Genomic DNA, 19,671 nt, shown 5'->3' with positions numbered 1-19,671 from the left:
GATCATGGGTTACTACAAGATGCATACCGGCGTGGACTGGGCCGACCGCATCGGCACGCCGATCATCGCCGCCGGCAATGGCACCATTGTCAAGGCCGCCTGGTCGAGCGGTTATGGCCGGCGTATCGAGATCGAACACGCCAACGGCTATACCTCGACCTATTCGCACATGTCCGGTTTTGCCCGCGGCATCACCGAAGGCAGCCGCGTCCGCCAGGGCCAGGTGATCGGCTATCTCGGCAATACCGGTCTCGCCACCGGACCTCACCTGCACTACGAGGTCATGGTCAACGGCCGCTTCGTCGACCCGATGCGGGTGCGCGTGCCGCGCGGCCGCGAACTCGAAGGCCGGGTTCTCGCCGAGTTCATGCGCGAGCGCGAGCGCATCGACAATCTGATGACCCGCGACCGCGCCGAGACCCGCGTCACCGCCCAGAGCGGGCGCTAGGACCGGCGGCCGGACGGAGCGGGCATTGGCCGGCGAAAGCGCGCCGGGCCCCCCGGGCTATTCGGCGGCGGCCAGCACGGTTCCGCCGAGCCAGGCTTCGAGATCGACCAGCGCACGGGCGCTCAACGCCTTCTTGCGCGCCTGGGTCTTTGCCGTGCCACGCAGCCTGACACCGTCCGGACCCTTGGTCGGGCTTTGCTCGAGCGGCGGGAACAACCCGAAATTGACGTTCATCGGCTGGAACGAGCGCGGTCCCTCGTCGATCGTGGTGACGTGGCCGCCGGTAATGTGGTTGATCAGCGCACCATGGGCGGTCGTCACCGGCGGCAGGCTCGGGGCCTGGCCGAGCCGCTCGGCCGCGGCGAAACGGCCGACCAGGCCGCCAATCGCAGCGCTTTCGACATAACCCTCGCAGCCGGTGATCTGGCCGGCGAAGCGCAGCCGCGGATCGATCTTCAGCCTGAGCGTCTCGTCGAGCATCCTCGGCGAATTCAGGTAGGTGTTGCGGTGAATGCCGCCGAGCCGGGCGAATTCGGCATTTTCAAGCCCCGGAATCATCCGGAACACCCGCGCCTGCTCGCCATATTTCAGCTTGGTCTGGAAACCGGTCATGTTGAACAGCGTGCCGAGCTTGTTGTCCTGGCGCAGCTGGACCACGGCATAGGCCTTTTCGGTCGGCTTGTGCCGGTTGGTCAGCCCGACCGGCTTCATCGGCCCCCAGCGCAAGGTCTCGCGGCCGCGCTCCGCCATCACCTCGATCGGCAGGCAGCCGTCGAAATAGGGCGTGCCCTCCCATTCCTTGAACGTCGTCTTGTCGCCGGCGAGCAGCGCATCGACAAAGGCCTCGTATTCGTCCTTGGTCAGCGGACAGTTGATATAGTCCGCACCGGTGCCGCCCGGGCCCGGCTTGTCGTAGCGTGACTGGAACCAGGCGACGTCCATGTTGACCGATTCGAAATGGACGATCGGCGCGATGGCATCGAAGAAGGCGAGCGCCGTCTCGCCCGACAGCGCCTGAATGCCGGCGGCAAGCGCCGGCGAGGTCAGCGGTCCGGTCGCGATGATCACGTTGTCCCATTCGGCCGGTGGCAGGCCCGCCACCTCCTCGCGCGCGATGGTGATCAGCGGATGGGCCTCGAGCGCGGCGGTCACGCCCTGGCTGAAACCGTCGCGGTCGACCGCGAGCGCGCCACCGGCCGGCACCTGATGGGCATCGCCCATGCGCATGATGATCGATCCCATGCGCCGCATTTCGGCATGGAGCAGGCCGACCGCATTGGATTCGGCATCATCCGAACGGAACGAGTTCGAGCAGACGAGCTCGGCCAGGCCCTCGGTCTTATGGGCATCGGTCTCGCGCACCGGGCGCATCTCGTGAATGACCACAGGCACGCCGGCGGCGGCGATCTGCCAGGCGGCTTCGGAACCGGCGAGACCACCGCCGACGATGTGAATGGGGGAAAGACTTGTCATGCCCGGGGTTTTAGGCCCCGGACCGGCCCACGGCAAGGACGACGGCGTCGCGGTGCCGGCACCCGCGGCGAGGCTCCGGGCAGAAAAAGCCAGGGTCTCCCGAGGAAGACCCTGGCGATCGCAATGTCGGGCGGGCCCTAGGCCGCCTATTCGGCGGCCAGCGCCTGCGCCTTGTTCTCGAAGAACAGGCGGTCGGTCCCGGCTGTCACCGTGACCTTGTCGCCGTCCTTGATCTCGCCGCCGAGAATCTTCTCGGCCAGCGGATCCTGGACCCATTTCTGGATCACCCGCTTCAACGGCCGGGCGCCATAGGCCGGGTCGTAGCCCTTGTCGGCGAGCCAGGCTTTCGCCTTGCCGTCCATGTCGAGCAGGATCTTGCGCTCGTCCAGCAGCTTCTGCAGGCGCTTCAGTTGGATATCGACGATCGCCGTCATCTGCTCGCGCTTGAGCCGGCCGAACAGGATGATCTCGTCGACCCGGTTCAGGAACTCCGGACGGAAGTGGCCGCGCACGATGGACATCACGCCCTCGCGCACCTGGTCGACCTCTTCGCCTTCGTTCTGCATGACCAGAAGCTCGGAGCCGAGATTGGAGGTCATGATGACCAGCACGTTGCGAAAATCGACCGTGCGGCCCTGCCCGTCGGTCAGGCGACCATCGTCGAGCACCTGCAACAGCACGTTGAAGACGTCGGGATGGGCCTTCTCGATCTCGTCGAACAGCACGACCTGATAAGGCCGGCGTCTGACCGCCTCGGTCAGGGCACCACCCTCGTCATAACCGACATAGCCGGGAGGGGCACCGATGAGCCGGCTCACCGAATGCTTCTCCATATATTCTGACATGTCGAGCCGGATCATCGCTGTTTCGTCGTCGAACAGGAATTCGGCGAGCGCCTTGGTCAGCTCGGTCTTGCCGACGCCTGTCGGCCCGAGGAACATGAACGAGCCGATCGGCCGGTTCGGGTCCTGCAGGCCGGCGCGCGCCCGGCGCACCGCGGTCGAAACCGCCTTCACCGCCTCGCCCTGGCCGACGACCCGCTTGCCGATCTCGTCCTCCATGCGCAAGAGCTTGTCGCGCTCGCCCTCCAGCATCCGGTCGACCGGCACGCCGGTCCAGCGCGACACCACCTGGGCGACGTGATCGGCGGTCACCGCCTCCTCGACCATGGCGCTGGCATTGGCGCTCGCCTGTTCGGTTTCGGCCAGCCGCTTCTCCAGATCGGGAATGACGCCGTAGGAGAGCTCGCCGGCTTTCGCCCAGTCGCCCTTGCGCTGCGCATTGGCCAGCGCATTGCGCGCCTCGTCGAGCCGCTTCTTGATATCGGCGGCGGCGCCGAGCTTGTCCTTCTCCGCCTTCCAGCGCGAGGTCAGCGCGTCGCTCTCTTCCTCGAGACCGGCCAGTTCCTTCTCGAGCCGCTTCAGCCGGTCCTTGGACGCCGCGTCGCTCTCCTTCTTCAGGGCTTCCTGCTCGATCTTGAGCTGGATGACGCGCCGGTCGATCTCGTCCAGCTCCTCGGGCTTCGAATCGACCTGCATGCGCAGGCGCGCCGAGGCCTCGTCGACCAGGTCGATCGCCTTGTCGGGCAGGAACCGGTCGGTAATGTAGCGGTTCGACAGGGTCGCGGCCGCGACGATCGCCGAGTCGGTGATCCGCACCTGATGGTGCTGTTCGTATTTCTCCTTCAGGCCGCGCAGGATCGAGATGGTGTCCTCGACCGACGGCTCGGAGACGAACACCGGCTGGAACCGCCGGGCGAGCGCCGCGTCCTTTTCGACATGCTTGCGATATTCGTCGAGCGTGGTCGCGCCGATGCAATGCAGCTCGCCGCGCGCCAAAGCCGGCTTCAAGAGGTTGGACGCATCCATCGCGCCATCGGCCTTGCCGGCGCCGACCAGCGTATGCATCTCGTCGATGAACAACACGATGCCGCCGTCCGAGGAGGTCACCTCCTGCAGCACGGCCTTCAGCCGCTCCTCGAATTCACCGCGATATTTGGCGCCGGCGATCAGCGAGCCCATGTCGAGCGACAGGATCGCCTTGTCCTTCAGGCTTTCCGGCACGTCGCCGTCGACCACACGCAAGGCCAGGCCCTCGACGATGGCGGTCTTGCCGACACCCGGCTCGCCGATCAGCACCGGATTGTTCTTGGTCCGGCGCGACAGCACCTGGATGGTGCGGCGGATTTCCTCGTCGCGGCCGATCACCGGGTCGAGCTTGCCCTCGCGGGCCGCCGCCGTCAGGTCGCGGGCATATTTCTTCAGGGCGTCATAGGCGTTCTCGGCCGAAGCGGAATCGGCCGTGCGGCCCTTGCGCAGCGCCTCGATCGCTTTGTTCAGCGCTTGCGGCGTCACGCTCGCCGCCGCCAGCGCCTTGCCGGCTTCGGTGTCCTTTTCCAGGGCCAGGGCCAGCAACAGGCGCTCGACCGTGACGAAACTGTCGCCGGCCTTCTCGGCGGCTTTCTCGGCGGCATCGAAAACGCGCGCGATGCCCGGCGCGAGATAGAGCTGGCCGGCGCCCGCACCCTGCACTTTCGGAATCTTCTTCAGCGCCTCCTCGGTCCGCTGCAGGGCAACCTGCGGCTGGCCGCCGCCCTGGCGGATCAGGCCTGCGGACAGGCCTTCCGGGTCGTCGAGCAGAACCTTCAGCAGGTGCTCGGGCGCGAATTGCTGATGCCCTTCGCGGGTCGCCAGCATTTGCGCCGACTGAACGAAACCGCGGGCGCGCTCGGTGTATTTTTCAAAGTTCATATGGTCTCTCCTTTGACCGATCCCACCGTCTCGTCTGAGCCCGGAGGAAACGTCCGACCGAATGAGTGTCCCGGCCCCGAAGCGACCGGCAGGACGGATATGGGGAGGCCGGTTTGCCAACGGAAGAGGCAGATGTCACGGCGGTGTGATCCCGACGGTTTCTCCGCAATCAGGAGTGACAGGCTGGCCGCTTGACCGCCAGGGCGCCTTGCGCCACGTCAATTCGGCCGACAATCCGTCGCAGGACACGCCATGACCGCCCGCATCGCCGCCCTCTACCGCTACCCCGTCAAGGGCCTTTCGGCGGAACCGCTGACCGAGGCGGCGCTCACCACCGCCGGCCATTTTCCCGGCGACCGGCTGTTCGCCATCGAAAACGGCCCCTCGGGTTTCGATCCGGCGGCCCCGGAACACCAGCCGAAGACCAAATTCCTGGTGCTCGCACGCCAGGCGGCGCTGGCCAAGCTGAACACCCTCTATGACGAGGCCTCAGGCGAACTGGCGATTGCGGTCGAGGGCGCCGAGGCGGTCAGGGCCGATCTCGGCACGCCCGAGGGCCGGGCGGCGATCGAGAACTTCTTCAGGAGCTTCCTAGCCAAGGAACTCGCCGGCGACCCGAAGGTGCTGACCGCGCCGCTCGGTTTCCGCTTCATGGATTCGCGTTCGGGTTTCACCTCGATCATCAATCTGGCGACCGTCAGGGCCCTGGAACAGGTCACCGGCATGGCGCTCGACCCGCTCCGCTTCCGGGCCAATATCTATATTGACGGATTGCCGGCCTTTGCCGAATTCGACTGGATCGACAAGGCGGTCGGCGTCGGCGGCAGCCTGCTGCGCGGCATCAAGCGCACCGAGCGCTGCGCCGCCACCACGGTCAATCCGAAGACCGCCATTCGCGACGTCATGATCCCGGCGGTGCTGATGCGCACCTATGGCCACGCCGATTGCGGCATCTATCTCGGCGTCACCGCCGGCGGCCGGATCGCGGTCGGCGATGCCGTGGCCCCGCAGTGACCGTGTCCTGCGGCGTCAATCGATAGGTCGCGTGGAACCGTGAGCCAGAAGCAAGCCGTGGAACAGTTCGACGTGGTGGTGATCGGTGCCGGCGCCGCCGGCATGATGTGCGCCATCGAGGCCGGCAAACGTGGCCGCTCGGTGCTGATCGTCGATCACGCGGCGGCACCCGGAGAGAAGATCCGCATCTCCGGCGGCGGCCGCTGCAATTTCACCAATATCCACGCCGGCCCACGCAACTTCATCTCGCAGAACCCACGCTTCTGCATTTCGGCGCTCAGTCGCTACAGCCAGCGCGATTTCATCGCCTGGATCGAGCGCAGCGGCATCGCCTATCACGAGAAGACGCTCGGCCAGCTGTTCTGCGACGGCTCGGCGCGCGAGATCATCGACCTCCTGACCGCTGAAATGGCCCGCCATCGCGTCGAGCTCCGGCTCGAGACCACGGTCACCGATGTCGCCAGGCGTGACGACGGCTTTCACCTGAAGCTCACCCGCGGCACGGTGCGCGCCAGCGCGATGGTGGTGGCGAGCGGCGGCAAATCGATCCCGAAAATGGGCGCCACCGGTTTCGGTTACGAATTGGCCGCCCATTTCGGCCTCCGCCTGGTCGAGACGCGCCCGGCGCTGGTGCCGCTGACCTTCCAGCCCGACATGCTGGAGCGCCTGAAGCCGCTGGCCGGTGTCGCCGTCGATGCCGTCGTCGGCCATGGCAAGACCCGTTTCGAGGAGGCCATGCTGTTCACCCATCGGGGGTTGAGCGGCCCGGCCATCCTGCAGATCTCGTCGTTCTGGCGCGAGGGCGACGAGATCACCGTCGCCATGCTGCCCGATGTCGACCTGCTCGCGACGCTGCGCGCCGCCCGCGCCAGCAACGGCCGGCAGGCATTGCAGACGGTGCTCTCGGGCTATTTGCCCAAGCGTCTTGCCCAAAGCGTGGTCGAGGACCAGGCGATCCAGGGCAATCTGGCCGACCTCTCTGACAAGGTGCTGGCCCGGGTCGATGCGGCGGTCAACGCCTGGCGTGTTCGCCCCAACGGGTCCGAGGGCTATCGCACCGCAGAAGTGACGCTCGGCGGCGTCGACACCCGCGATCTCGATTCGAGGACCATGGAGGCCAAGGCGGTTCCCGGCCTCTATTTCATCGGCGAGGTCGTCGATGTCACGGGCTGGCTCGGCGGCTACAATTTCCAGTGGGCCTGGTCGTCGGGCTGGAGCGCCGGCCAGGCGGTGTGACCGGCGCTTGCCGCATCAGGCCGCGTGGCGCTCGCCGGTCGGGCCGAAATGGCCAATATAGCGCGGACTGATCGCCGCCACCGGCAGCACGATCAGGACGTCGGTGGTGCCGAACTGGTGGTCGACCACCGCGCCGTCGCCGACATGGGCGCCGAGCCGGAGATAACCCTTGATCAGCGGCGGCAGGGCATGCAGCGCGCGTTTCACGTCAAGGGCATCCTTGGACAGCCGCCCCATGCCGACATAACGCGACGGCAGCGCCCGCGCGGCCCATTCTTCCGGCGCCGCGGCATGGTGGTGCAGGAACGACAGCTCGAGCGACAGAGCCTTGGGGTCGGTGCCCTCCAGGCTGGCGCAGCCGAACATCGCGTCGATGCGGTGGCGCAGCACATAGGTCCAGATGCCGTGCCAGAGCAGCTCGACCGTCCGCTTGTTGCGATAGGCCGGCTTCACGCAGGAGCGGCCGAGCTCGAGGAAACGCAAGCCCTTGTGGCGCGCGAGCAGGCCGGAAATGTCGAATTCGGAGGCGGTGTAGAAGCCGCCGTGACGATCGGCGACATCCTGGCGCAGCAGCCGGTAGGTGCCGACGATGGCCGGGCGCGGCGGGCCGAAGCGCGGCCGCTTGATCACGTCGTGGTCGATCACCACCAGGTGGTCGCAAATGGCGTCGAAAGCGTCGATGTCGCGGCGCGCCAGCTTGGAGGCGCCGTCGGCGATCGCCCGCATCTCCTCGTAGAACACCTTGAAGCGCAATTTCTGCGCCCGGCGCACTTCCGCGGCATTGGCCGCCAGCCGCACTTCCAGGGAGCCGATACGGCCGAGCGTCTCGGGCAGCGCCGCGCGGGCGTCGCGCAGGCGAATGCCGCCATAGGCGCGCACCATGGGAATGATCTTGCGGCCCTGGTCGGCCCAGGCGGCCGGATCCCAGGCCCGCATGGGCGATGCGCTGTGCTTGGCAACCGGCTCGGTCATGGCCGCTGTCTCCTACGGCATGACGACCGATTCAACCCGGTCGATTCGTCGCATGCGCGTATCGCACCTCGTCTCGCATCAAGCAGACAGGTGAATGACGGCGCGGCGACGGATCAATGACAGGTGGCAGGTGGGACGGGAAGACCCGAGCCGGTCAGTCCGCCGCCGACAGCGCCGAGCCGTGGCCGCGTGACGCGCCGAGCTCGGAAATATAGGCGCTGGTCGCGACCAGCATGTTGCCCGATGCCTCGGCGAGGCTCGCCAGGACGCGCGACTTTTGCGCATTCGACAGCGGGCTGCCGCGAACCGCCGCGCCGAACGAGGCGATGCCGCTGGTGATCGACCGCAACGTCTCGATCTCCGCCGTGCTGCTCGAACGCCTGATATCGTCTGTGGCGGATGTCGCCTCGGTCATCGCATGCCCCCCGGCTTGTTGTCCGCCGGAGCGTCCCACGCGATGGTTAACGTAGAGTAAATAACCGGCGGGAAATTCAGCTCCCGCCGGCTTTCGCGATCGCTCAGATGGTCTGGTTATATTCGCCGACTTCCGGGTTCTCGCGCACCACCGCGTCGACCGCCTTGAACATGTCGCGCATGCGCTTTTCCGATACCGGGCTTTCGACCACCACGACCAGCTCGGGCTTGTTCGACGACGCCCTGACCAGGCCCCAGGTGCCGTCCGAGGCAGTGACGCGCACGCCGTTGACCGTGACGATATCGACAATGGCATGGTCGGCGATGCGCTTGGCATGTTCGCGCATATCCTGGAACCGCTTGGCGATGCGCTCGACCACTTCGTATTTGATCTCGTCGGCGCATTTCGGCGCCATGGTCGGCGTGCCCCAGGTCTTCGGCACGTCGGCATAAAGCTCGGCCATGGACTTGGTCGGATTGCGGTCGAGCATGTCGATAATGGCGATCGCCGTGACCACGCCGTCGTCATAGCCGCGGCCGACCGGCGCGTTGAAGAAGAAGTGGCCGGACTTCTCGAAACCGGCCAGCGCGTTCAGGTCGCGCACCCGCCGCTTGATGTAGGAATGGCCGGTCTTCCAATAGTCGGTGGTGGCGCCGAGCCGCTTCAGCTCCGGATCGGTGGCGAACAGACCGGTCGATTTGACATCGACGACGAATTTCGACGGCCCGTGCACCTTGGCCAGGTCGCGCGCCAGCATGACGCCGATCTTGTCGGCGAAGATTTCCTCGCCGTGATTGTCGACCACGCCGCAGCGGTCGCCGTCGCCGTCGAAACCGAGGCCGACATCGGCGCCGTGCTCCTTCACCGCCACGGCCATGGCATGAAGCATCTTCATGTCTTCCGGATTGGGGTTGTAGCGCGGGAAGTTGTAGTCGAGCTCGGCATCGAGCGGGATCACCTCGCAGCCGAGCTTTTCCAGGATCTGCGGCGCGAAGGCGCCGGCCGTGCCGTTGCCGCAGGCCGCGACAACCTTCAGCTTGCGGCCGATCTTCGGGCGCTCGGTCAGGTCACGGATGTAGCGGCCGGCGAAATCCTCGATGAACAGGTAGGAGCCGCCGCCGACCAGGTCGAAATCGGCCTCCAGAACGATCTTCTTCAGGGCCGTCATCTCGTCCGGGCCGAAGGTCACCGGGCGCTGCGCGCCCATCTTCACCCCGGTCCAGCCATTGTCGTTATGGCTGGCGGTGACCATGGCGACGCAGGGCACATCGAGCTCGAACTGGGCGAAATAGGCCATGGGCGACATGGCCAGGCCAATGTCGCGCACCTTGCAGCCGGCCGCCATCAGGCCGGTCACCAGCGCCATCTTGATCGATTGGGAATAGCTGCGGAAATCGTGGCCGACGACGATCTCGCGCTTCACGCCCATGCGTCCGATCAGCGTGCCGAGGCCCATGCCGACGGCCTGCACGCCCATCAGGTTCAGCTCCTTGCCGAAGAACCAGCGTGCATCATATTCGCGAAACCCCGTGGGCTTCACCATCGGCAGGGATTCATAAGCGGCGGTATTGGGGGTCAGCGACGGCAGCGGCTTTGGAAACATGCGGAATGAACCTTCGCGCGACGAGAGGACAAGTGGGTGACGCGCCTGTGGCGCCGCCCATGCTCAATGGCCATCGCACGGCCAGGATGAACAGCAGGTGAGCGATCGTGCACCGCAACAATGTCGAAAACGGAAAGGTCCGGCAAGCGCCGGTCAGGCCGCGCGCTGCAGCGGCGGCGCGATGACGTGGTGGGACACCACCCACGGCGCCTCTTCCACCGTCATGATCCGGATCTCGAGCGCCTCGGCGAACAGCGTGCGGACATGGTCCTCGATCGCGACCAGCGATCCCGACGGCGAACGGAGCGTCAGGCGATCGGTCGCGATTTCCAGAATTCCGCCCAGCATACGCGCATAGATAACGGGTTCATTGGACATGGTCGGCCTCGCGGTTCGCGGGAATGCGCATGCAAAACCCCACGAACGCCCTCCCTATGGACTTCGCCAGGGTCGTCCGCCGGGGAAACGATACGGCCCTCGAACGCACCCGATCAAGCGGAACTTTCGACAGAGACCACGAAGATCGGCGCCGGCGCCCGGCCGCGCGCCCTAGCGGCGCTCGTCGTAGATGACCCGCACCAGATCGGCGGCATTCTTGGCGCCGAGCTTTTCCATGATCCTGGCGCGATGAACCTCGATGGTCCGCGGGCTGATCCCCAGGCTGCGGCCGGCCTCCTTGTTGGAGGCGCCGCGCACCAGCTCCTGCAACACGTCGCGTTCGCGTGGGGTCAGGAGGCTCGCGCCGTCGGGCCCCAGCGCCGCCACCGGATCGGCGCGCTCGGCCCGGCGCCGGGCGTGGACCGCCAGGGCCTGGATCACCTGCACGATGACCTTGTCGGCATCGAACGGCTTTTCGACCAGATCGACCGCGCCGGACTTGATCGCTTCGACCGCCATCGGAATGTCGGCATGGCCGGAAATCATCACCACCGGCCCGGAGAATTTGCGTTGATTGAGCTGGCGGAGCACCTCCAGGCCGCTCGGCCCGGGCAGGTGGACGTCGAGCAGGATGGCATCCGGCGCGCGATGCTGCAGCGCCACCAGGGTCGCCGGACCGTCGGCGAAGGTCGCGACCCGGAAGCCCGATTGCTCGAACAGGATGGCAAGTGCGTCGCGAATGGCCGCATCGTCATCGACGATGAAGAGGTCGCCCGCGTGGCCCGCGTCCGTCGACATGACCAAGCCCCCTGGATTCCAATGGCACCGACCTGCGAGCCGTGGTCATGCTGCCCGAAGCGCCGCAAAACCCTCGTCAGTACATAACCGTATGCGACAAATTGCCCCTGGGTCAAGCCGGGTCAGCCGCCCGCCTTCACCACCCGCTCCCGATACAGAAGATAAAGGCCCGAGGCGATGACGATGGCGGCGCCGGCCAGGGTATGCGGTGCCGGCACCTGGCCGAAGAACAGCGCGCCGAACGTCACCATCCAGATGATCTGCGTGTAGATGAACGGCGACAGCACGCCGGCCGGCGCGAAGCCGTGCGCGAGGATCAGCAGCCAGTGGCCGACCGCGCCGAAGGCGCCCATCGCGACCATGCCGAGCACCACCCAGCCGCTCGTCGGGGTCACCCAGACGAAGGGCACCATGACGCTCGCCACGACCGCGCCGAAGGCGACCGAATAGATCGAGGTGGTCGCCGCTGAATCATATTTGGCCAGCACCCGCGTCTGCAGGCTGTAGACGGCGTAGAAGCAAGCACCCGACAGTGACAGCAGCATCGACCAATGCATGGTGCCGCTCCAGGGATGGGTGACCACGATCACCCCGATGAAGCCGACCACCACGGCGGCCCAACGCCTGGGGCCGATCCATTCGCCGAGAAACGGGCCGGCCAGGATCGCCACCAGGAACGGCGTCGCGAACATGATCGACACGGTCTGGTCGAGCTGCAGATATTGCAGGGCGATGAAATTGAACGCCGTCGACCCGAACAGCAGGGCCGATCGGATCGCCTGGATCCACGGCCGCCGCGTTACCAGCGCGCGCGGATTGCGCAGCGGATTGACCATGACCAGGACCAGCAGGAAGGCCGCGCAATAGCGCGCCCAAACGATCTGTATCGGATCCATCGTGGTGTTGAGCGATTTGGCGATGGTGTCGAGGCAGGCGAAACAGGCGAGCGCCGTCACCATCAGGCCGATGCCCTTGAGGCGCAGGCGCGCCGCCGCCGGGTCGGTCACGGGCGGCACGAGGGTGGCCCCGTCGAGCACGAGTGGTCCTTCTTTCATGATGGACCAAGCCATATCCGATTTGGCTTTGTGCCGAACCGCGCGCGTCCGCATGGGAGACGTGCGCGCTTTGTCACGACGATTGTTTCAAGCGGCGGGGTATTTCAGGTGCCCGACCACGGACAGGCCGGAAAGCAAAAAGCCGGCCTTGCGGCCGGCTTCGCCGATGCGGGGATGACCCGATCTCGTCAGGAACCGCCGGTGAACGAGCGCGGTGCCGGGCTGACCACCCGGCCGCCGGCCTGGATCACCGCCAGGCCGCGTTGCGGCGTACCGTCGGCACGGAAGCGGAACAGGCCGTCGACGCCGTTGAAACCCGAACTGTTGGTCAGCACGCTCTCGGAAAAGCGCTGGGTGCCCTGGGTGCGGACGAGCGCGGCGATCAGCGACACGGAATCATAGGTCAGCGAAGCGATGCGCGCCGGGTCCTGGCCGAAACGGGCGCGATAACGACCGGCAAAGCTCTGGAAGCCGGCTTCGTCAGGCGCCGCATAAAGCGCGGTGGGCGCAGCCTGTGCGGCCGCGCGGTTGCCGACCCAGGGACCGACGCCGAGCACCTGGACACGCCGGGTGTCGATGCCGGCGGCCGACAAGGCCCGGATCGCCGCGCCGTCATAGGGATCCGGCACGAAGATCGCGTCGATCTGGTTGGCGATGCCGGCGAGCTTGGCCGCCGCCGCGGTGACCCCGGCCGGCTCGAGCGGGAAGGTTTCGATCGCGACGACACGCCCGCCGGAGCGGCTCACCGCCTCCTGGAAGGCGCCCTGCACCACCTGGCCAAAGGCCGAGTTCGGCACGAAGGCGGCATAGGAGCGCTTGCCCTGCTGGGCGGCGTGCTGGACGATGCGCTCGACCGTGGTCTGCGGCGTGAAACTCATGAGGTAGACGCCGCGGGTCGCGACACTGGTATCGGTCGAATAGGCCATGATCGGCTTGCCGGCGGGCCGGGCGACCGAGGCGGCGCCGCGCACCGCATCGGCGAACAGCGGCCCGAGAATGAGTTCGGCGCCCTCCTGGAGAGCGGCCTGGGTCGCGGCGGCGGCCCCCTCGGCCGTGCCGCCGTCGTCCTTCACCAGGATCGTCAGATCCGGGCCCTGGAATTCCGCCATGGCCATTTCGGCAGCATTGCGCAACACGGTCGCGGTATTGCCGGCAGCGCCGCCGGCGGAGAGCGGCAACAGCAGCGCCACCTTCACCGAGCCGGTTCCGATCGTGGTCCCGGCACCGGGAGCGGCCTGCGCGGTCGGTGCCGTCGAAGCCGGCCCGCCGGGCGCGGAACCGCCGAGGTTCATGCCCGAACAGCCGGCAAGCCCGAGTACCATGGCGGCAGACAAGAACCCGCGACGCGGAAGATCGAGACGCCAGAATCCGGACGCATCGATACGCGCCGGACCAAAGTCCCGCCGATTAGCCGTTCTCGTCACCACGAAAGGCCTCCACATGCCCCGAGCGCCCCGCCCACAATCTCGCATTAACCGTGGTGGGTCGCCAAGGTCAAACGCATGCTTGGCAAATGGCGTGGCCGATGGGCAACAGTCACGCCGCGCCGAGCCAAATGGAAAGGGCCGGGGCTGATCCGGAACAGGAGCCGCGGAACGCCCGTCCACCTTGGTTTTACTGGTGCCGGAGCGCCGATCCTCGGCCCGCGTCCCGCCCCCGCGCAGTGCACTGTTCACCCTACTTCAATTTTTGGCGTTCTCTGCCATACCGGCCGCCCGCGCCTCGGCGCGCGTCACATGACGGCTGCCGGAAGCCGGCCTAGAGTGCTCTTCGGAGATCCACGCTGCATGACCCGCCTTGCCGATTCGCCTGTTCCCGCACGCCGCTACCTGATCGGCGGCACCGCCTTCACGGCCCGCCCGCTGGAGCCCGGCCTGCATGTGGTCGCGACCCCGATCGGCAACCTGCGCGACATGACCATCCGCGCCATCGAAACCATGGCCGCGGCCGACGTGGTCGCTTGCGAGGACACCCGCATCACCCGGCGCCTGGTCGACCATTTCGGCCTGACCGTGCCGCTCGTGCCCTATCACGAGCACAACGCCGCCGAGATGCGCCCGAAACTGCTGGCCCGGCTCGCCGCCGGCCAGGCGATCGCGCTGTGCTCCGACGCCGGCACGCCGCTCGTCTCCGACCCGGGCTTCAAGCTGGTCGAGGCCGTGCGCAGCGCCGATCTGCCGGTCATCCCGGTGCCCGGCGCATCCGCCGTCCTGGCCGCCCTGGTGGCCGCCGGCTTGCCGACCGATGCCTTCTTTTTCGACGGCTTCCTGCCGCCCAAGACGGTTGGCCGGCGCGGCCGCGCCAAGGCGCTTGCCGGCGTGCCCGGTTCGCTCGTCTTCTTCGAGACCGGACCGCGCCTCGCCGCTTCGCTCGCCGACCTCTTCGCCGAGCTCGGCGACCGCCAGGCGGCGGTCTGCCGCGAACTGACCAAGAGCCACGAAGAGGTGCGGCGCGGTTCGCTCGGCGAACTCGCCGCCCATTATGCCGCGGCCGCCGATCCGAAGGGCGAGATCGTGCTGGTCGTCGGACCGCCCGGCGAAGCGCCACCGCCGCCGGCCGACGATATCGATGCCATGCTGGCCGCAGCCCTCGCCACCGGCTCGGTCAAGGATGCCGCCGCCGCGATCGCCGCGGCAACCGGCCTGCCGCGCCGCGACCTCTATCAGCGTGCCCTCGAACTCGCTCAGGCCGCGGCAGGTGGCGACAGATCCGGGCCCGGGGCTGCCAGGTGAGGAAGGGTCCGGCGCGCCGGCGCGAGGCCGACCCGAAGCGCTCCGGTGCCTGGGGCCGCGGCCGGCTCGCCGAAACCGCCGCCGCGCTGCTTTTGATGGTCAAGGGCTATCGCATCCTGGCGCGCCGCTGGCGCGCACCGGGCGCCGAGATCGACATGATCGCCCGACGCGGCAATTGTCTCGTCTTCGTCGAGGTCAAGGCGCGGGCAGACCTCGCCGAAGCCGAAATCGCGCTCGGCAACGCCCAGCGCCGCCGGATCACCCAGGCCGCCGAGCGGTTCTGCCTGACGCATCCCCGCCATGCCGGCTGTGATAGGCGCTACGACATGATCCTGGTATCGAAAGGCGCGATGCCACGCCATATTCCAGGCGCCTTCGACGCGAATTTCTGAAAGGAACGCCCCATGCGGCTCAAGGTCGCTGTCCAGATGGACGCCATCGAGACCATCAAGATCAAAGGTGATTCCGGCTTCGCGCTGATCCTGGAGGCGCAGGCCCGGGGCCACGAGGTCGGCTATTATCATCCCGACCGCCTGGCCTTGCGCGACGGCGTGCCGTCGGCCTGGGTCGCACCGCTCACCGTGCGCGACATCGAGGGCGATCATTTCACCGCCGGCGCAGCCCAGCGCACCCGCCTCGACGAATTCGACGTCATCCTGATGCGCCAGGATCCGCCCTTCGACCTGCACTACATCACCGCGACCCATTTCCTCGAACGCGTCCATCCGAAGACCCTGGTCGTCAACGACCCGTTCCATGTCCGCAATGCGCCGGAAAAGATCTTCGTCACCCTGTTCCCGCAGCTGATGCCGACGACGCTGATCACCCGCGATGCCGACGAGATCCGCGCCTTCCGCAAGGAAATGGGTGATATCGTCATGAAGCCGCTCTATGGCCATGGTGGCGCCGGCGTGTTCCGCATCCGCGACGGCGACGAAAATTTCGGCTCGTTCCTCGACACTTTCGCGAGCCTCGGCCGCGAACCCTGGGTGATCCAGCGCTACCTGCCGGCGGTGCGCGACGGCGACAAGCGCATCATCCTGGTCGACGGCGTCTTTGCCGGCGCGGTCAACCGCGTGCCGGCGGCCGACGATCTCCGGTCGAACATGGTGCGTGGCGGGGCGGCCGAGACCACGCAACTGAGCCCGCGCGAGCGCGAGATCTGCGAGACCATCGGGCCGGAGCTCAAGGCGCGCGGCCTGGTCATCGCCGGCATCGACGTGATCGGCGGCAACCTGACCGAGATCAATGTCACCGCCCCCACCGGCATCCGCGCGATCAAGCGGCTCGGCGGACCGGATCTCGCGGTCCAGGTCTGGGACGCGATCGAGGCCAGGCGCGGCTGATCGACGCTCGCGCCGGAGCGGCCGCCCGTGGACGCTCTGGCGCATTAAGGCGCCTTCGCCCGGCGATGGTGAGCGCGGGCCTTGGCCCGGTTGCCGCAAGTCTCCATCTGGCACCAGCGGCGCCGGCCGCCGCGCGAGCGATCGAGAAACAGCCAGCCGCAGCGATGCCCCGGACAGAGCCGCAGCGCCGGCCTGTCCTGGCCAAGCAGAAGCTCGGTCGCCGACATGGCCATCGTGGCGAGGAGCCAGCGGTCCGGCGGCACGCCGGCAGGCTCGCAGCGATAGCCATCCTCCCCGATCACCATCCGCACCGACGCATCCCTGCTCAGGTCGAACAGCGTCTCGAGATCCGGCTGCAGGCCGGCACGCGATGCGCGCGGATCGATGCCGGCAAGGCAGAGCCGCCGGACCGCAGCGCGGCAGGCACGCAGCCGCGCCGGCAGGCGCTCGGCCGCCTGGCCGTCGATGCGTAGCGCCTCTTTCCAGCGATCCAGGCCATCCGCGCCGATCGGCAGCGCCCGGCCCGTCCAGGTGACGACGTCGTCGGCCGTGACGAAGGCCTCGTCGGCCACTTGCCCATCGATCCAGTTGGCGCTGTTGACCAGGTCCAGGCACAACCGATCGCCCAGGAGAGTGATGAAATCGACGCGGCGGGTCATCGGGCGCATCCATTGGTGCAGCGCCAGCCCAGCCATCACCACGATTGACAGCTCTGGCAGGCAACGTAATCTAACCTATAAATAGGTTAGGCGCGGCGGACAATAATGGCTGACATAGGCGCAGGCGGCGCGCGAGCCGCGTTCAGCGCCGCAGGCTTCCTGCGCGGCGCCCGGGCGGCCCAGGCGCTTTGCGCCGGCACCTTCGTTTATGGCGTCGCCTTCGGGCTGGTCGCGCAGCAGGTCGGACTCTCGCTGGTCGAGGCCGCGCTGATGAGTGCCGCCGTCTATTCCGGTTCGGCGCAGCTTGCCGCCGCCAGCACGCTCGGCGGGCGCGGCATGGGTGCCAGCGTCTCCCTTTCGGCGATCGCCGCCATGATCCTGGTGATGAACGCGCGCTATATCCTCTACGGTGCCGCGCTGCGGCCCTGGCTCGGCAAGCTGCCCGCGCTCCAGGCCTATGCGACCTTGTTCTTCCTCGGCGACGGCAACTGGCTCCTGTCGATGAAACAGCACGCTGCCGGCGAAAGGGACGCCGCTTATGTCCTGGGATCGGGCGTCGCGATGTTCGCTGCCTGGCTTGCCGGCACGATCCTCGGCCAGGCCGCCGGCCTCATCGTGCCGGATCCCTCCCGGCTCGGCCTCGATTTCCTGCTGGTGGCCTTTGCCGCCGCCATGGGCGTCGGCATGTTCGGCGGCAGAGGCGATATCGCCGTCCTGGTCGCCGCGGCGGCGGCGGCCGTCGCGGTCAACCTCGTGGCCTCGACCGGCTGGGCCATTGTCGCCGCCGGCCTTGCAGGCGCCGTCGTTGCCGCCCTTCGCTTCAGTCCGCGGCAGGGCCTCGCGTCGAAAGACATGGCCTGAATGTCGGTCGAGCCCGCCTTCCTGCCCCTCCTTCTCGTGATGGCGCTCGCATCCTTCGCCTGCCGGGCCGCGGGCTTCTGGCTCATGCGCTTCATCCCGGTCACCCCACGCCTCGAGGCGGCCCTGAAAGCGACACCGGTCGCGGTCATGGCCGGCATCGTCGTGCCGACCGCGATGCGTGGGCGACCCTCCGAACTTGTCGCGCTCGGCGTGATCGGCATCGTCATGCGGCTGACCGGCAACGACCTCGTCGCCGCGCTGGCGGGCGTGGCGACCGTCGCGGCATGGCGCGTCGCGATTTAGCCGGCCAATCGACGGCAGCGGCATCGGGATGTTCCCTTATTGTTCCTGTCGCCCATGTGTGCAGACTGACACGCGGGGGTTGAACCATGGTCCAGCGCGTCGCGACCGTTGCCTTCCAGGGGATCGAGGCCAAACCCGTGGATGTGCAAGTGCATGTCCTGGCCGGCAATGTCGTGTTCAACATTGTCGGCCTGCCGGACAAGGCCGTGAACGAGGCCAAGGAGCGGGTGCGTTCGGCGCTGGTTGCCTCCGGCCTGGCGCTGCCCGGCCGCCGCATCACGGTCAATCTGGCGCCCGCCGACCTGCCCAAGGAAGGCAGTCATTTCGACCTGCCCATCGCGCTCGGCCTGATGGCCGCCATTGGCGCCATTCCCCATGACGCGCTCGACGGTTTCGTCGTGCTCGGCGAACTGGCGCTGGACGGCCGGCTGACCGCGGTCGCCGGTGTCCTGCCGGCGGCGATGGCCGCCAACGCCCAGGGCTTCGGCATCATCTGCCCGAAGGCCTGTGGCCCGGAAGCCGCCTGGGCCGGCGAGGACGTGGCGGTGCTGGCGCCCGACAACCTCGTGCAGCTCGCCAATCATTTCAAGGGCACCCAGGTCCTGTCCCGGCCGAAGCCCGGCATACGCGCCGTCGACGCCCCGCTCGCCGATTTTCGCGACATCAAAGGCCAGGAAAGCGCCAAGCGCGCCGTCGAGATCGCCGCGGCCGGCGGCCATGCACTGCTGATGAGCGGCCCGCCCGGTTCGGGCAAGTCCATGCTGGCGAGCCGCATGCCCTCGATCCTGCCGCCGCTGTCGCCGGCCGAATTGCTCGAGGTCTCGATGATCCATTCGGTGGCCGGCGAACTCGAGGGCGGCGCGCTGACCACGCGGCGGCCGTTCCGCGCGCCACATCATTCCGCCACCATGCCGGCCCTGATCGGCGGCGGCCAGCGCATCAAGCCGGGCGAGGTCTCGCTTGCCCATCACGGCGTGCTGTTTCTCGACGAGTTGCCGGAATTCCAGCCTCATGTGCTCGACGGCCTGCGCCAGCCGATCGAGACCGGCGAGGCCATGATCGCCCGGGCCAATCAACGGGTCTGCTTTCCGGCCCGGTTCCAGCTCGTCGCCGCGATGAACCCCTGCCGCTGCGGCCTGGCGACCGAGCCCGGCCACACCTGCCGGCGCATGGCCAATGACCGTTGCATGGCCGATTACCAGGCCAAGATCTCGGGCCCCCTGATCGACCGGATGGACCTGGTCATCGAGGTGCCCGCGGTCTCGGCCGCCGACCTGATCCTGCCGGCACCGGCACAGGGCAGCCTGGAGATCGGCGCGCGCGTCGCGGCGGCCCGGCTGATCCAGGCCGAGCGTTATGCCGCGCTCGGTCTGGCGATCCGCCTGAACGCCCATTGTCCGCCCGCGGTGCTCGACACGGTGGCGGCGCCCGACGCCGCCGGCCAGGTGCTGCTGCGCGACGCCGCCGACGCGATGCGCCTGACCGCGCGCGGCTATCATCGCGTGCTCAAGGTCGCCCGCACCCTGGCCGATCTCGACGGTGAGCCGCGGCTCGGCCGCATCCACCTGGCCGAAGCCCTGACCTATCGCGGCGCCCCCGACCGGCTGCGCAGCGCCGCCTGAGCCCAG

At 67.7% G+C, this 19,671-nt stretch carries 19 protein-coding genes (1 of these 19 only partly in view); 9 read left to right on the top strand and 10 right to left on the bottom strand.

What is annotated here, in order from left to right; genetic code table 11:
* On the top strand, positions 1-448 hold the end of the coding sequence (locus AC07WJ_RS04450; protein ID WP_494933308.1) for a peptidoglycan DD-metalloendopeptidase family protein. The gene continues 1,502 nt to the left of window position 1, outside the view; 448 of the gene's 1,950 nt are visible here — the last part of the coding sequence; its start codon lies beyond the left edge, outside the window; its stop codon occupies positions 446-448.
* Between the two features lie 57 nt (positions 449-505).
* On the opposite strand, the gene trmFO is transcribed toward AC07WJ_RS04450, so the two are convergent.
* Positions 506-1,921, bottom strand: a complete 1,416-nt coding sequence (gene trmFO, locus AC07WJ_RS04445; RefSeq protein WP_494933307.1) for a methylenetetrahydrofolate--tRNA-(uracil(54)-C(5))-methyltransferase (FADH(2)-oxidizing) TrmFO — start codon at positions 1,919-1,921, stop codon at positions 506-508.
* A 146-nt stretch (positions 1,922-2,067) separates the two neighbouring features.
* Positions 2,068-4,671, bottom strand: coding sequence for an ATP-dependent chaperone ClpB (gene clpB / locus AC07WJ_RS04440; RefSeq protein ID WP_494933306.1), 2,604 nt, complete (start codon positions 4,669-4,671; stop codon positions 2,068-2,070).
* Between the two features lie 252 nt (positions 4,672-4,923).
* Between clpB and AC07WJ_RS04435 the strand changes: the two genes are divergently transcribed.
* Together AC07WJ_RS04435 and AC07WJ_RS04430 are read left to right on the top strand one after the other, a co-directional pair.
* Positions 4,924-5,685 (top strand): MOSC domain-containing protein, encoded by a 762-nt coding sequence (locus tag AC07WJ_RS04435; RefSeq protein WP_494933305.1) that lies wholly within the window; start codon positions 4,924-4,926, stop codon positions 5,683-5,685.
* Between the two features lie 57 nt (positions 5,686-5,742).
* Positions 5,743-6,921, top strand: a complete 1,179-nt coding sequence (locus AC07WJ_RS04430; protein ID WP_494933304.1) for a BaiN/RdsA family NAD(P)/FAD-dependent oxidoreductase — start codon at positions 5,743-5,745, stop codon at positions 6,919-6,921.
* Between the two features lie 15 nt (positions 6,922-6,936).
* Here AC07WJ_RS04430 and olsB read toward each other — a convergent pair whose 3' ends face one another.
* The 7 genes from olsB to AC07WJ_RS04395 form a co-directional block, all read right to left on the bottom strand.
* A complete protein-coding gene (olsB, locus tag AC07WJ_RS04425) occupies positions 6,937-7,857 on the bottom strand; it encodes a l-ornithine N(alpha)-acyltransferase (protein ID WP_494933834.1) in 921 nt (306 codons plus the stop codon).
* Between the two features lie 190 nt (positions 7,858-8,047).
* Positions 8,048-8,308, bottom strand: a complete 261-nt coding sequence (locus tag AC07WJ_RS04420) for a hypothetical protein (protein ID WP_494933303.1) — start codon at positions 8,306-8,308, stop codon at positions 8,048-8,050.
* Between the two features lie 103 nt (positions 8,309-8,411).
* Positions 8,412-9,911, bottom strand: coding sequence for a phosphomannomutase/phosphoglucomutase (locus AC07WJ_RS04415; RefSeq protein ID WP_494933302.1), 1,500 nt, complete (start codon positions 9,909-9,911; stop codon positions 8,412-8,414).
* A 153-nt stretch (positions 9,912-10,064) separates the two neighbouring features.
* A complete protein-coding gene (locus tag AC07WJ_RS04410; RefSeq protein ID WP_494933301.1) occupies positions 10,065-10,289 on the bottom strand; it encodes a hypothetical protein in 225 nt (74 codons plus the stop codon).
* A gap of 171 nt (positions 10,290-10,460) precedes the next feature.
* Positions 10,461-11,087, bottom strand: a complete 627-nt coding sequence (locus AC07WJ_RS04405) for a response regulator transcription factor (protein WP_494933300.1) — start codon at positions 11,085-11,087, stop codon at positions 10,461-10,463.
* 122 nt (positions 11,088-11,209) lie between these two features.
* Entirely contained in the window at positions 11,210-12,142 is a 933-nt protein-coding gene (locus AC07WJ_RS04400; protein ID WP_494933299.1) for a DMT family transporter, read from the bottom strand.
* Between the two features lie 188 nt (positions 12,143-12,330).
* Positions 12,331-13,464: a penicillin-binding protein activator gene (locus AC07WJ_RS04395; RefSeq protein WP_494933298.1), complete on the bottom strand. Its 1,134-nt coding sequence runs from the start codon at positions 13,462-13,464 to the stop codon at positions 12,331-12,333.
* Between the two features lie 465 nt (positions 13,465-13,929).
* Here AC07WJ_RS04395 and rsmI point away from each other — a divergent pair, with 465 nt between their 5' ends.
* From rsmI to gshB, 3 genes are read left to right on the top strand one after another with little or no spacing between them, the layout of a single operon-like run.
* On the top strand, positions 13,930-14,874 hold the full coding sequence (gene rsmI, locus AC07WJ_RS04390; RefSeq protein WP_494933297.1) for a 16S rRNA (cytidine(1402)-2'-O)-methyltransferase: 945 nt from the start codon (positions 13,930-13,932) through the stop codon (positions 14,872-14,874).
* Entirely contained in the window at positions 14,871-15,266 is a 396-nt protein-coding gene (locus AC07WJ_RS04385) for a YraN family protein (RefSeq protein WP_494933296.1), read from the top strand. Before rsmI ends, AC07WJ_RS04385 begins: the two co-directional genes overlap by 4 nt.
* 12 nt (positions 15,267-15,278) lie before the next feature.
* Positions 15,279-16,220 carry a glutathione synthase gene (gshB, locus tag AC07WJ_RS04380; RefSeq protein ID WP_494933295.1) on the top strand — a complete coding sequence of 314 codons (942 nt, stop codon included), beginning with the start codon at positions 15,279-15,281 and terminating at the stop codon, positions 16,218-16,220.
* Positions 16,221-16,264: 44 nt separating this feature from the next.
* Here the strand turns inward: gshB and AC07WJ_RS04375 are convergent, their stop codons facing one another.
* Complete coding sequence (locus tag AC07WJ_RS04375; protein WP_494933294.1) at positions 16,265-16,879, bottom strand: CGNR zinc finger domain-containing protein; 615 nt, start codon at positions 16,877-16,879, stop codon at positions 16,265-16,267.
* A gap of 105 nt (positions 16,880-16,984) precedes the next feature.
* Between AC07WJ_RS04375 and AC07WJ_RS04370 the strand changes: the two genes are divergently transcribed.
* From AC07WJ_RS04370 to AC07WJ_RS04360, 3 genes are all read left to right on the top strand, one after another.
* Positions 16,985-17,740, top strand: coding sequence for an AzlC family ABC transporter permease (locus AC07WJ_RS04370; RefSeq protein WP_494933293.1), 756 nt, complete (start codon positions 16,985-16,987; stop codon positions 17,738-17,740).
* Positions 17,741-18,043 (top strand): AzlD family protein, encoded by a 303-nt coding sequence (locus AC07WJ_RS04365; protein WP_494933292.1) that lies wholly within the window; start codon positions 17,741-17,743, stop codon positions 18,041-18,043. It abuts the gene before it with no gap.
* Positions 18,044-18,129: 86 nt separating this feature from the next.
* Positions 18,130-19,665, top strand: a complete 1,536-nt coding sequence (locus tag AC07WJ_RS04360) for a YifB family Mg chelatase-like AAA ATPase (protein WP_494933291.1) — start codon at positions 18,130-18,132, stop codon at positions 19,663-19,665.
* Positions 19,666-19,671 lie beyond the last annotated feature (6 nt).

Source organism: Phreatobacter sp. GW821-FHT04C01, from assembly GCF_059420385.1.
This window is presented reverse-complemented; position numbering and strand designations above follow the sequence as displayed.